At 43.7% G+C, this 12,843-nt stretch carries 12 protein-coding genes; 7 read left to right on the top strand and 5 right to left on the bottom strand.

Features of this window, described 5'->3' with window-relative positions:
* The first annotated feature begins 29 nt into the window (after positions 1–29).
* Positions 30–788, top strand: a complete 759-nt coding sequence (locus QUF19_RS12540; protein WP_286298892.1) for a DUF1853 family protein — start codon at positions 30–32, stop codon at positions 786–788.
* Positions 789–908: 120 nt separating this feature from the next.
* Here the strand turns inward: QUF19_RS12540 and pgm are convergent, their stop codons facing one another.
* Positions 909–2,555: a phosphoglucomutase (alpha-D-glucose-1,6-bisphosphate-dependent) gene (gene pgm / locus QUF19_RS12545; RefSeq protein ID WP_286294293.1), complete on the bottom strand. Its 1,647-nt coding sequence runs from the start codon at positions 2,553–2,555 to the stop codon at positions 909–911.
* 92 nt (positions 2,556–2,647) lie between these two features.
* The gene (seqA, locus tag QUF19_RS12550; protein WP_102340823.1) at positions 2,648–3,187 is read right to left on the bottom strand and encodes a replication initiation negative regulator SeqA; all 540 of its coding nucleotides are present in this window, start codon (positions 3,185–3,187) and stop codon (positions 2,648–2,650) included.
* 93 nt (positions 3,188–3,280) lie between these two features.
* On the opposite strand from seqA, the gene QUF19_RS12555 reads away from it, so the two are divergent.
* The 3 genes from QUF19_RS12555 (at position 3,281) to fldA (ending at position 4,960) form a co-directional block, all read left to right on the top strand.
* Positions 3,281–4,042, top strand: coding sequence for an alpha/beta fold hydrolase (locus QUF19_RS12555; RefSeq protein WP_286298893.1), 762 nt, complete (start codon positions 3,281–3,283; stop codon positions 4,040–4,042).
* 108 nt (positions 4,043–4,150) lie between these two features.
* On the top strand, positions 4,151–4,369 hold the full coding sequence (locus QUF19_RS12560) for a DUF2788 domain-containing protein (RefSeq protein WP_017106123.1): 219 nt from the start codon (positions 4,151–4,153) through the stop codon (positions 4,367–4,369).
* A gap of 57 nt (positions 4,370–4,426) precedes the next feature.
* Complete coding sequence (gene fldA, locus QUF19_RS12565; RefSeq protein WP_017106122.1) at positions 4,427–4,960, top strand: flavodoxin FldA; 534 nt, start codon at positions 4,427–4,429, stop codon at positions 4,958–4,960.
* Between the two features lie 95 nt (positions 4,961–5,055).
* On the opposite strand, the gene QUF19_RS12570 is transcribed toward fldA, so the two are convergent.
* Entirely contained in the window at positions 5,056–5,565 is a 510-nt protein-coding gene (locus QUF19_RS12570; protein ID WP_286294295.1) for a DUF4442 domain-containing protein, read from the bottom strand.
* Between the two features lie 207 nt (positions 5,566–5,772).
* Here QUF19_RS12570 and fcrX point away from each other — a divergent pair, with 207 nt between their 5' ends.
* Entirely contained in the window at positions 5,773–6,222 is a 450-nt protein-coding gene (gene fcrX, locus QUF19_RS12575; RefSeq protein WP_004734226.1) for a ferric iron uptake transcriptional regulator FcrX, read from the top strand.
* Between the two features lie 229 nt (positions 6,223–6,451).
* Here fcrX and glnS read toward each other — a convergent pair whose 3' ends face one another.
* Positions 6,452–8,119, bottom strand: coding sequence for a glutamine--tRNA ligase (glnS, locus tag QUF19_RS12580; protein ID WP_102436339.1), 1,668 nt, complete (start codon positions 8,117–8,119; stop codon positions 6,452–6,454).
* Positions 8,120–8,421: 302 nt separating this feature from the next.
* The gene (gene nagE, locus QUF19_RS12585; protein WP_241908095.1) at positions 8,422–9,939 is read right to left on the bottom strand and encodes an N-acetylglucosamine-specific PTS transporter subunit IIBC; all 1,518 of its coding nucleotides are present in this window, start codon (positions 9,937–9,939) and stop codon (positions 8,422–8,424) included.
* A gap of 517 nt (positions 9,940–10,456) precedes the next feature.
* Here nagE and nagA point away from each other — a divergent pair.
* The gene (gene nagA / locus QUF19_RS12590) at positions 10,457–11,593 is read left to right on the top strand and encodes an N-acetylglucosamine-6-phosphate deacetylase (RefSeq protein WP_286294296.1); all 1,137 of its coding nucleotides are present in this window, start codon (positions 10,457–10,459) and stop codon (positions 11,591–11,593) included.
* A gap of 2 nt (positions 11,594–11,595) precedes the next feature.
* Complete coding sequence (nagC, locus tag QUF19_RS12595; protein ID WP_017106117.1) at positions 11,596–12,810, top strand: DNA-binding transcriptional regulator NagC; 1,215 nt, start codon at positions 11,596–11,598, stop codon at positions 12,808–12,810.
* Positions 12,811–12,843 lie beyond the last annotated feature (33 nt).

Below are 12,843 nucleotides of genomic sequence, written 5' to 3' on the forward strand. Positions count from 1 at the left end.
AACAGATGATTGAAGTTTATGAGGAACAGATGACAGCACTGCAACGTTTTTACCAATGGGTTATCGACTCGCCACCGTTACTGGAAATCAAACCACCCGTATGTGATCTCAGAGCCTTCTCAAGCCCTCATACCATCGATTCATCACATACATACAATGGTAATCCTAGGTTAGGTTTCCTCTACCAGTACCTATGTGAGCAAGTCATCGCTGCTTCGGATAACTATTCGATCAAGTACGATGAGATTCAGATTAATGTGGATGGCAGAACGCTAGGTGCAATTGACTTTATTCTCGAAGAAAAGAGCAGCCAAAAGCTACAACATTGGGAAGTGGCGATTAAGTTTTACTTACTCCATGAACAGACATGGTTTGGTCCTAACTCTCACGACCAATTAGATAAGAAGCTCGATCGAATGTTGAACCACCAGCTAGGTATGTCATCTTCACCTGCCTTTGTTGAGCAATATCCAGAGATCGATACCGACTCAAAGCACCTCCTCATGCAGGGTCGTCTATACACCAATCCATTCTTAGACCAAAAAGTACCTACTGAATGTTTGGGCTACGACATTAATTCAAGCCAAGTAAACGGTTTTTGGTGCTATCAAAACCAAGCTCATCTAATCACTGAAGCGCTCTACCCTCTCACCAAAGAGCAATGGGCAGCTGGCACTAGTGACTTCACCTGTGAACCTCTTACTGAATTTTGTGATCGCTTCGTTCATGGGCAAACCAAATCAGGGCAGTTCTGGTTTGTGATGCCACAAAGTTGGCCACACGGATAATCTATTCAGTAATTCAAATACTTAGCCTTAACCACTTGCTTACAGACAAATAAAAAGGGCTGATGCTTTCACATCAACCCTTCTTCTATTTACGTAGCGACTCTAGTAATCGAGATTCGATTATAGGCCAGCGGCTGCAAATACTTGATTAACAATCTCTTGAGCTTCTGCTTCGATTGCTTTTAGGTGCTCTTCACCTTTAAAGCTTTCACAGTAGATCTTGTAGATGTCTTCAGTACCTGATGGACGAGCAGCAAACCAACCGTTCTCAGTCGTCACTTTTAGGCCACCAATCGCAGCGCCATTACCTGGAGCATGCGTTAGGCGTGCAGTAATCACATCACCAGCAAGCGTCTCAGCTGAAACCATCTCTGGAGATAGCTTCTTAAGCACGTCTTTTTGTGCGCCATTGGCTACTGCTTGAATACGGTTGTACTTAGATTCACCATGTTTAGCAGCAAGTTCTTCGTAGTATTCTTGAGGGTTCTTACCAGTAACGGCTGTGATCTCAGCCGCAAGTAGACAAAGAATCAGGCCATCTTTATCTGTTGACCAAGGCGTACCGTCTTTACGTAAGAAAGATGCACCCGCACTCTCTTCACCACCGAAACCAAACTGACCGTTATAAAGGCCATCAACGAACCATTTGAAACCAACTGGCACTTCGCAAAGCTCGCGACCTAGATCAGCAACGACGCGGTCAATCAGAGCACTTGATACCAATGTCTTACCAACAGCAACGTCTTTACCCCAACCTTCACGGTTACGGTATAAGTAGTCAATACACACTGCTAGGAAGTGGTTTGGATTCATTAGGCCTTTTGGCGTAACAATGCCGTGGCGATCGTAATCTGGGTCGTTACCAAACGCTAGTTGATAGTCGTCTTTAAGAGCCAGTAAACCTGCCATCGCGTATGGAGAAGAGCAGTCCATACGAACCACACCGTCTTTGTCTAGAGACATAAACTGGAACGAAGGGTCAACCGCTTCACTTACAAGAGTAAGGTCTAGGTTGTACGCTTTACCAATTTGACGCCAGTAATCAATACCGCTGCCACCCAGTGGATCAACACCAATTTTGATGTTTGCTTTCTGGATCGCTTCCATATCAACCACGTTAACCAAGTCAGCAACGTACGGTGCAACCAGATCTACTTCTTTTACTAGCTCAGACTGTTTAGCCTGTGCGATAGGAGTGCGCTTAACGCCTTGCATTTGCTCAGCAATGATCACGTTTGCACGGTCTTCAATTGCTTGAGTCAATTCAGCTTCAGCTGGACCACCGTGAGTCGGGTTGTATTTAATACCGCCGTCTTGTGGTGGGTTATGCGACGGCGTGATAACAATGCCGTCCGCTTTCTTATCATTCACTAGATTGTGCGTAAGAATCGCGTGCGAGATACCAGGTGTTGGAGTAAAGCCATTTTTTTCTTGAATAATAACTTCAACGCCATTGGCTACAAGCACTTCGATAACAGTAGAAAACGCAGGCTCAGAGAGAGCGTGAGTATCTTTACCTAAGAAAAGTGGGCCTGTTGTACCCTGCTCAGCACGAACCTCAGCAACCGCTTGTGCGATCGCGAGAATGTGGTTTTCGTTAAATGTTGATTTGTCTGCTGTACCGCGATGACCTGAAGTACCGAACAGTACTTTGTGATCAGGGTTAGTAGCATCCGGCTGCTGTAAGAAATAGTTAGCCACTAAAGCCGGAATATTATGAAGATCTTCCTGCTGAGCTTTCTGCCCGGCACGAGGGTGCATAGCCATTTTTCGACATCCTTATATATAAAATTTAAAAACAAAAAAACCTCATAATATCTTCTTATCCATGGATATTATGAGGTTTAAATCAGATTTCGTTAAATTGAACCTGTTACTTTTTCTATCAATTCTGCTTGGAAACTCATGCGGCTCATAAGCTGCTCAACCATCTGTCTTTTACGGCTTGTATTGTTATTAGTAATAACCCAAAAAGGACTTTGTGGAATGGCTTTAGGCTTAGTGGTATTGCCGTTTGCAAGTAATGTCTCTTCATTGTCTGCAAAGTAAACACGCTTACGGCCTTTTACTTGAGTTGCTTCAGAAAAGCTTTCAGCGTCAATTTTATGCAGTGTCGATAACACTAGCATGAAACGATCAATGGCTTTCTTTAATGATGCAAACTCATCTGATATTAGTAATGAGCGCATTTCTTTAACGCCATCGAACTTCTCTGGAGTAAAGCCTACCTCTTTGCTAACAACGATACCTTTTGGCTCAACGCTCTCTTTGAACGGAACCATGCCTGGGCGATCTACTTGTAACAAGCGGCGCAGAATATCTGAAGCGCTTTCGCCAATACGTTCTGTCTGACCCGCGATATAACGGTATAGGTCTTCATCAACCTCAATTGTTTTCATTCGCTTTTCACAATCTCAATGTTTAAACTCAGGGGGATTATAGCGAGATCCGCGCGGATACTCTACGTCAAACCCACCATGAATAAGATAAAAATGTCAGTACAGCTCAACTATAAAATAGAAGGTGCGGGTCACACCATTGTTTTGATCCATGGATTATTTGGTAATCTGGACAACCTTGGCTTGCTGGCTAGGGATCTAAAGGCCGATCATCAAGTGCTCAGTATTGATCTTCGTAACCACGGTCAGTCCTTTCATAGCGATACTCACGACTATCAAGCAATGGCGCAAGACGTCGCTCAACTGTTGAATGATCTTGAACTAAAAGATGTCACTGTGATTGGTCACTCTATGGGTGGAAAAGTCGCGATGGCGCTTACCCAGCATCTTGAATTAAATAAGCTGGTTGTGTTGGATATGGCACCGGTCGCCTACACTCAAAGTCGTCACGACAACGTATTCGCAGGCCTACAAGCCGTTATCGAAGAACAACCAACGTCACGATCAGACGCACTAAAGGTTCTCGCGAAACATATCGAGATAGATGGGGTTCGCCAGTTCCTAACCAAATCTTTGTTCAAATCGGAGCAAGGCATCATGGAATGGCGCTTCAACGTCGCGTCACTGCTCGCCAATTACTCGCAGATCATTGGTTGGGAACCGATTAATAAAACCTCGGTCAAAACCTTGCTGATAAAAGGTGGGGATTCAGATTACCTCACGGCTGAGCACCAAACCGCCGTCCAACAGCAGTTTTCCAACGCAAAGGCACATGTTATCGCCAATACTGGACACTGGTTACACGCGGAAAAACCAGCCGAAGTGCTCCGTGCAATCAGAAAATTCATCGCTTAAATATGTTGATTCGTCGATATAAATGAGAGCTGTGTAATCACAGCAGATTAACTTTATCTCACAAGAGTGATATAGTGCGCCCAAGCAAATTTGGTATATAAGGTTCCCATGCTTTACGACTACATGAACATCATTGAATCTGTTGGTTTAGATCTTCTGTTTGCCGCGATTTTCTTTCTAATCGGAATGGCAATTAAAGACGTTCTAAAGGAAGGAAATGTTCCTGCATTTGGTCGTCGCATCGTATGGTTAGTACTTTTCCTTGGCTGCGCAGGTTTTATCGCAAAAGGGATAATCCAACTAAGCTGGGAAGGAACTGGAATCTAACGATTTCCTCCGAACTTTATTACACCGACAACAGACAAAATTAAAGGTAATGATTCTATGGCAAGTGTAGGTCTCTTCTTTGGTAGCGATACAGGTAACACTGAAGCTGTTGCTAAGATGATTCAAAAGCAATTGGGCAAGCAGCTCGTTCAAGTTCAAGACATTGCAAAAAGCAGCAAAGAAGATATCGATAACTTCGATCTACTGCTGCTGGGTATCCCTACGTGGTACTACGGCGAAGCACAATGTGATTGGGATGACTTTTTCCCTGAGCTAGAAGCTATTGATTTCTCAACGAAGCTTGTTGCTATCTTTGGTTGTGGCGACCAAGAAGATTACGCAGAATACTTCTGTGATGCTATGGGTACTATCCGTGACATCGTTGAAGCGAAAGGCGGTACTATCCTAGGTTACACATCAACTGAAAGCTACGAATTCGAAGCATCGAAAGGTTTAGTTGAAGGCGATGACAGCCAATTTGTTGGTCTATGTATTGACGAAGATCGTCAACCAGAACTGACTGACGAGCGCGTAACTAACTGGGTAAAACAAATCCACGAAGAGATGTGCCTAGCAGAGCTAGAAGACTAATTCTCTCGTCGTTGTTAATTGTTACAATTAATAACAACAGTATAGATACGAAAAAACCTCCATCTTGGAGGTTTTTTGCTATTTAGGCTTACAGATTAACATCCTGCTTCGAGTGTTTCGTCGTCATCTTCTCTAAATTGAGGCTTCTTTCTCACATACAAGGTTCGTTGTATTTCTGATACAACATTCCCCTTGTTATCTTTTACGTAGATAATAAACTCAGGAAAGCACTTCTCCCCTAACTGAGTTTGACGATAAATATCATCAAGTTGACCTTGGCTTATCTCGAAGTCAGCGTACAAGTCAGACTGGCCTGGCTTGATAAAGTTGATGCTTGCTTCTTTATCCCAAACATAATATCGCTCACCTAAAATACCCATTAACATCAAAGAGTAAACAGGATCGGTTAGGGAAAAAATACTGCCGCCATATTGAGTACGATTGGCATTTTTATTCCACCAACGTAGCTTGAGCACTGTCTTTACTACCCTAAAATCAGCGCTGATATGAGCTATCTTAATACCAGCCCCCCAGAAAGGAGGCCAAATGTTGAGAGCGAATTTTACGATGTTTGGTTTATATATTCTTGCAAGTTGCTTATTCATAACAACATTCCGTGTTCATATTAGAATTACCGCCACCTTGACTGGTCGTACCTCCACTATAAGTGAGATACTTCCAATTTACAAAACAGATTGTGATGTCAGTGAGTAACCCTTTGAAGTTCGTGGTTTATTGTTATGCCTGACTAAACTATAATGGTATTAATATTGAATTCTGTTAATTGCTGCAGATCATCAACAGGAAAGTATATGTCAGACAATAATCAAGCGCTAAAAGATGCTGGTCTTAAAGTGACCCTCCCACGGCTCAAAATTTTAGAAGTATTACAACAACCAGACTGCCAACATATTAGTGCTGAAGATTTATATAAAAAGCTGATCGACTTAGGTGAAGAAATCGGCCTTGCGACCGTTTATCGCGTACTGAACCAATTCGATGATGCTGGCATTGTAACTCGCCACCACTTTGAAGGTGGTAAGTCTGTATTTGAACTTTCAACACAGCATCACCACGATCACCTAGTATGTTTAGACTGCGGTGAAGTTATCGAATTCTCTGATGATCTTATCGAAGAAAGACAAAAAGAAATCGCTCAACGCTACAACGTACAGCTAACCAACCACAGTTTGTATCTGTATGGTAAAAGCATCACTGGGGATTGCAAAGGCAACCCAGACGCACACAAAGCGAAGAAATAACTCAGAACGCTGGCTTAGGCCGGCGTTTTTTATTTGGGCTCATGCGGTATTAAGATTCACATCAGCTTGTCCCACAATTTGTTATTTTATCCAGACACAAAAAAACCGGCTCTAGGCCGGTTTTTTATTAAGTATATCTTGAGAAACTAAGCTTTAGGGCACTGAGCTTTAGGGCTCTATGCTTTAGAAAACTGAACTATAGGGCTCTAAGCTGTAGAAAGCGAAGCCATTAAGCTTCAGCTTTACCCCAAGTGTCACGTAGGCCAACCGTGCGGTTGAATACTAGCGCGTCTGCTTTAGAGTCTTTCGAATCTACACAGAAGTAACCTGTACGTTCAAACTGGTACGCTTGCTCTGCCACACCTTCTGCTAGGCTAGGTTCAACAAAACCGTTTAGCGTAACAAGTGACTCAGGGTTAAGCGTTGCAGCGAAGTCATCAGCAGCGGCTGGGTTTGCCACAGTGAATAGACGATCGTACAAACGAATCTCAGCAGGCAGTGCTTTATCAGCTGATACCCAGTGGATAACGCCTTTCACTTTACGGCCATCTGCAGGGTTCTTACCTAGTGTTTCATTGTCGTAAGAACAGAAGATAGTCGTAATGTTGCCTTCCGCATCTTTTTCGATACGCTCAGCTTTGATCACGTAAGCACCACGTAGGCGAACTTCTTTACCTAGAACCAAACGCTTGTACTTCTTGTTTGCTTCTTCACGGAAGTCGTCACGTTCAATCCAAACTTCGCGTGTAAATGGAACTTCACGAGTGCCCATTTCTGGCTTGTTCGGGTGGTTTGCCACTGTCAGTGTTTCTACTGTATCAGCGTCGTAGTTTTCAATCACGACCTTGATCGGATCAAGAACAGCCATTGCACGAGGTGCATTTTCGTTGAGATCATCACGGATACAAGATTCAAGTGAACCGAACTCAATCATGTTCTCTTGCTTAGTCACACCAATACGCTTACAGAATTCACGGATAGAGCTTGAAGTGAAACCACGACGACGTAAACCAGAGATAGTTGGCATACGTGGATCGTCCCAACCTTCAACTAGGTTTTCAACCACAAGTTGGTTCAGCTTACGCTTCGACATTACCGTGTATTCAAGATTCAGACGGCTAAACTCGTATTGACGAGGTTGGCAATCAATCGTGATGTTATCTAGAACCCAATCATACAAACGACGGTTGTCTTGGAACTCAAGAGTACAGATAGAGTGCGTAATGCCTTCTAGCGCATCAGAAATACAGTGTGTGAAATCGTACATTGGGTAAATGCACCATTTGTCTGCAGTCTGGTGGTGGTGAGCAAAACGAACACGGTAGATAACTGGATCGCGCATAACCATGAAAGATGAGCTCATGTCGATCTTAGCACGTAGACATGCTTTGCCTTCTTCGAAGCCACCGTCACGCATTTTCTCAAATAACGCTAGGTTTTCTTCAGGGCTACGATCGCGGTATGGGCTCGCTTTACCAGGCTCTTTTAACGTGCCACGGTATTCACGGATCTGCTCAGGACTTAGCTCGTCAACATACGCTAAGCCTTTATTAATTAATTCCACAGCATAAGCGTAAAGCGTATCGAAGTAGTTTGATGAGTAACAAATATCACCAGACCATTCAAAACCTAACCAACTTACATCATTCTTAATCGACTCAACGTATTCAACGTCTTCTTTTTCAGGGTTTGTATCATCGAAACGAAGATTACATTGTCCCTGGTAGTCCTGAGCAATACCAAAGTTCAAGCAAATAGATTTAGCGTGACCAATGTGCAGGTAGCCATTTGGCTCCGGCGGGAAACGAGTATGCACGCTACTGTGTGTACCATCCGCTAAATCTTTATCGATAATTTGGCGAATGAAATTCGATGGACGAGCCTCAGCTTCACTCATCTATAGCACCTCTATGTATTTAGTATTGTCAGGGAAAGTTATCTTCCATACCCAAGAAAAAGGCGGCTTTTGCTACCTATCAAAGATAGAAAGATCATTGTTGCTAATCATCCACAATTCTTCGCCTTTGCACAATAAGAACCATCAGTTAATTGTGATTATTTCTGCTATTCGATGAAGAATAGAACGAACCTTGTTCACTGGCCTTAAATGACAGGCACAAAAAAGCCTCCCGTTTGGGAGGCTTTCAATTTGAAACTTAGTTAAGAGCCGTTATTACGTCTTAATAAGTACTTCCTTTACTATGGAAGTTTTACATCAGATAGGTCTTCACCTGCACCGATAGCTTTCATTTCGCCAGCGACGATTTCAGCTAGTGGGCCAAGGATAACCTGTAGGTTGTTCTCACCTAGTTTAACCACACCTTTAGCGCCAAGTTTCTTAAGAACAACTTCATCAGCGATAGAGCGGTCTTTAAGAGTTAGACGTAGACGAGTGATACAAGCGTCGATTGAAGTCAGGTTTTCGTGACCACCTAGAGCTTTCAGGTATTGACGAGCAACGTCACCTTTTGGCGCGTCACCAGCAGGAGCTGCTGCAGCTTCGTCGTCATCTTCACGACCTGGCGATTTCAAGTTGAAAGCGCGGATTGCGAAAGAGAAAGTGAAGAAGTATAGAGCACCGAATGCTAAGCCAATCAATAGTAGAGTGAATGGTTTAGTTGCTAGACCCCAGTTCAATACGAAGTCTATTAGACCAGCAGAGAAACCGAAACCGTGCAGAGTACCAAACATGTTTGCCACTACTAGAGACAGACCTGTAAATACAGCGTGCATTGCGTATAGAGCAGGAGCTAGGAATACGAACATGAATTCTAGCGGCTCTGTGATACCTGTTAGGAATGAACAGAATGCAACTGAGAACAGTGCGCCACCAACTTGGCTACGTTTTTCAGCAGGAGCAGCTAGGTACATTGCAAGTGCAGCACCTGGTAGACCGAACATCATTACTGGGAAGAAACCGTTCATGAATACGCCAGCGCCTTTATCGCCACCGAAGAAACGGTGTAGGTCGCCAGATTTAACTGTTTCAGTCACTTCTTTAACAACAGTAGTGATCTCTGGAGTTACTGAGTTAGCGAATGTGAATGTGTGCTCTTGGCCAACAACTAGAGTTTTCGCTAGTGATGGGTCAACACAAAGTTGAGTGATGTTAGCGAATGCGCCTTGACCAGCAACAACGATTTCTTGACATGTACCCATACCGAACCAGAAGTATGAGTTCAATACGTGGTGTAGACCTACAGGGATTAGTGCACGGTTAAGAGTACCGTAAACGAATTGGCCAACAGCACCAGACGTTGATACCGCGTGAGCTAGTGCATCTAGACCAGATTGAATACCAGGCCAAACCACACCAGACACAGCACCTGCAACAAGTGCAAATAGACCGGCCATGATAGGTACTAAACGTTTACCCGCGAAGAAAGCCAGCCACTCAGGAAGGCGTGTTGCATGGAAAGCGTTGTAAGAGTGACCTGCGATGATACCTGCGAAGATACCGCCGAAGAATGACATGTTAACGTCAGCGTTGATTGTCGTTGCTGTCGCTGTTAGTACGAAGTAAGCAACTGCACCAGCAAGACCCGCTGCGCCGTTACCGTCTTTAGAAAGACCAATCGCGATACCTAGACCAAATAGCAGTGGTAGGTTACCGAAGATAGCACCACCAGCTTCTGCCATGAATGGAATATCAAGTAGATCGCCTTGACCTAAACGTAATAGAAGCGCCGCAATCGGAAGCGTTGCGATAGGTAGCATTAACGCCTTACCCAGCTTCTGTGCATATCCTAGAATATTCACCAGTTGTTTCCCCCTATAGGATTTTTAGAATTCGTTTGAGAAACTTATTTTAGTCGCTCAATTTAGTCCTATTCAGTGTATTCAATTAATTTTGCTCCGCAAATTAAAAGCTTACCATTTGTGATCCTAATCACCAGTTTTTACCAAATCCAGAGGTTTTTGCTAGCGAGATCATAAAACTTATTTTATCATTCAAAAAAATGAACATTTATAGATAAAATTGAAATCTAATTACTAGGCCTAAACAGCGGTATTCGAAGGTAACAACACCCTATAAATAGCTTCTAACACTAAGCCTAACTGTATAATAAAAACCAATTGTTCATATATTTTTCAATAAGTTAAATACGCTTCACACTTAGAAGCCGTTTGCCTAAAAAGATAAATCGTTACGTAAATGATGCTCGCAAACTAAGTCCACATTTAGGTAACGAATAGAATTTTAAAGATCTCACGATATAAGGATTAGCTGACTATGTACGCGCTAAGTAACTGTAAAATTTACACTGGTAGTGATGTTCTCACTGATCATGCTGTTGTAATCGAAAACGAACTGATCAAAAAAGTCTGTCCAATCTCTGAATTACCAGAAGGCATTGAGATTCGTGACCTAAATGGTGCCAATCTAAGCCCAGGTTTCATTGACCTACAACTGAACGGTTGTGGCGGTGTAATGCTGAACGATGAGATCACTGCTGACACAATGCAGATCATGCACAAAGCAAACCTGCAATCCGGTTGTACTAGCTTCCTTCCAACGTTAATCACTTCATCAGATGAAGACATGCGTGCCGTTATCACGGCAGCTCGCGAGTACCACAACCAATACCAAAACCAATCTTTAGGCCTACACCTTGAAGGTCCGTACCTAAACGTTGCGAAAAAAGGCATCCACAGCGTCGATCACATCCGCAAATCTGATAGCGAAATGATTGAGCTTATCTGTGAGAACAGCGACCTTGTTGCAAAAGTAACACTGGCTCCTGAGCTTAACGACCCAGAACATATCGAGCGTCTACGTAAAGCTGGCGTAGTTGTTTCTATTGGTCACACCAACGCAACGTACGCAGAAGCGCGTCAAGGTTTTGAGTCAGGTATTACATTTGCAACTCACCTGTTCAACGCGATGACACCGATGGTTGGTCGTGAACCTGGCGTTGTTGGCGCGATTTACGATACTCCTGAAGTTTATGCGGGCATCATCGCTGACGGCTTCCACGTTGATTACGCAAACATTCGAATTGCGCACAAAATCAAGGGAGAAAAGCTTGTATTAGTGACGGATGCCACAGCTCCTGCAGGTGCTGACATGGAATACTTTATTTTTGTCGGTAAGAAAGTATATTACCGTGATGGTAAGTGTGTTGATGAAAACGGCACACTAGGCGGCTCGGCTCTGACTATGATTGAAGCAGTTCAGAATACAGTCGAGCACGCTGGTATCGCTTTAGACGAAGCTCTTCGCATGGCTACGCTATACCCAGCTACGGCTATCGGTGTAGAAAGCAAGCTAGGTCGAATCAAAAAAGGCATGGTTGCAAACCTTGCTATATTTGACCGAGATTTTAACGTTAAAGCGACTGTTGTTAACGGACAATACGAGCACAATTAAGTATGAATGGCGGACAAATAGGTAACGTAGATTTAGTTAAACAACTAAACAGTGCGGCGGTATACAGACTTATAGACCAACAAGGGCCTATCAGTCGTATACAAGTGGCTGATGTAAGCCAACTCGCACCGGCAAGTGTTACAAAAATTACCCGCCAACTTTTAGAGCGCGGCCTAATTAAAGAGGTGGCGCAGCAAGCGTCTACTGGCGGTAGACGCGCTATCTCCCTAACCACAGAAGTAGAGCCTTTTCATTCTGTTGCTGTGCGATTAGGTCGAGACTACATTCAAATAAGCCTTCATGACCTTGGTGGTCGTGAGTTGGCTTTCTTACAGCAAGACCTTAATTATTCAGATCAGTCAGACCTTACCCAAGGCTTGGTGAATAACTTGAAGGCTTTCATTGCTGAACACCAACCAAAGATCGATCAGTTGATCGCGATTGGCGTGACTCTTCCTGGCTTGGTAAACCCGACAACCGGTGTTGTTGAGTACATGCCAAACACAGATATCGACAACTTGGCTTTGAGCGACATTATTCGAGACACATTCCATGTCGCTTGTTTTGTTGGAAACGACGTTCGAGGAATGGCGTTAGCTGAGCATTACTTCGGCGCAAGTAAAGATAGCCAAGATTCTATTCTTGTCAGTGTTCACCGCGGTACTGGCGCAGGCATCATTGTTAATGGTCAGGTTTTCTTAGGCCATAACCGTAACGTGGGTGAAATTGGTCACATCCAAATTGATCCGCTAGGTGAGCAATGCCAATGTGGTAACTTCGGTTGCCTTGAAACCGTAGCAGCAAACCCTGCCATTGTTGAACGAGTTCAAAAACTCATTAAACAAGGTTACGAGTCTTCGCTAACAGAGCTTGAACACATCACCATCCAAGACGTTTGTGACCATGCTATCAATGGTGATGAACTTGCTAAGCAAAGTTTGGTTCGAGTGGGCAATCAGTTAGGTAAAGCTATCGCAATGACGATTAACCTGTTTAATCCACAGAAAGTCATCATTGCGGGTGATATTACCAAGGCACAAGAGATTGTTTTCCCTGCAATTAAGCGCAATGTAGAGAATCAGTCGTTAACGACTTTCCATAGCGGCCTGCCTATTGTAGCATCACAGATCGATAAGCATCCCACGATGGGAGCTTTTGCAATGATTAAGCGTGCCATGCTCAACGGCGTGCTACTTCAAAAGCTACTCGAAGACTAAAGAAAACCATTCTGATTTTCCGCGGGCCGTGTT

The organism is Vibrio sp. FE10, from assembly GCF_030297155.1.
In the GTDB taxonomy this organism is placed as follows: Bacteria; Pseudomonadota; Gammaproteobacteria; order Enterobacterales; family Vibrionaceae; genus Vibrio; species Vibrio apostichopi.

What these genes read in the sequence shown, in the direction of transcription:
- pgm (WP_286294293.1), bottom strand. Translation starts at nt 2,555, where the DNA reads ATGGCTATGCACCCTCGTGCCGGGCAGAAAGCTCAGCAGGAAGATCTT.
- QUF19_RS12555 (WP_286298893.1), top strand. Translation starts at nt 3,281, where the DNA reads ATGTCAGTACAGCTCAACTATAAAATAGAAGGTGCGGGTCACACCATT.
- seqA (WP_102340823.1), bottom strand. Translation starts at nt 3,187, where the DNA reads ATGAAAACAATTGAGGTTGATGAAGACCTATACCGTTATATCGCGGGT.
- nagC (WP_017106117.1), top strand. Translation starts at nt 11,596, where the DNA reads ATGAATGGCGGACAAATAGGTAACGTAGATTTAGTTAAACAACTAAAC.
- fldA (WP_017106122.1), top strand. Translation starts at nt 4,427, where the DNA reads ATGGCAAGTGTAGGTCTCTTCTTTGGTAGCGATACAGGTAACACTGAA.
- QUF19_RS12540 (WP_286298892.1), top strand. Translation starts at nt 30, where the DNA reads ATGACAGCACTGCAACGTTTTTACCAATGGGTTATCGACTCGCCACCG.
- nagA (WP_286294296.1), top strand. Translation starts at nt 10,457, where the DNA reads ATGTACGCGCTAAGTAACTGTAAAATTTACACTGGTAGTGATGTTCTC.
- QUF19_RS12570 (WP_286294295.1), bottom strand. Translation starts at nt 5,565, where the DNA reads ATGAATAAGCAACTTGCAAGAATATATAAACCAAACATCGTAAAATTC.
- nagE (WP_241908095.1), bottom strand. Translation starts at nt 9,939, where the DNA reads ATGCTACCTATCGCAACGCTTCCGATTGCGGCGCTTCTATTACGTTTA.
- glnS (WP_102436339.1), bottom strand. Translation starts at nt 8,119, where the DNA reads ATGAGTGAAGCTGAGGCTCGTCCATCGAATTTCATTCGCCAAATTATC.
- QUF19_RS12560 (WP_017106123.1), top strand. Translation starts at nt 4,151, where the DNA reads ATGCTTTACGACTACATGAACATCATTGAATCTGTTGGTTTAGATCTT.
- fcrX (WP_004734226.1), top strand. Translation starts at nt 5,773, where the DNA reads ATGTCAGACAATAATCAAGCGCTAAAAGATGCTGGTCTTAAAGTGACC.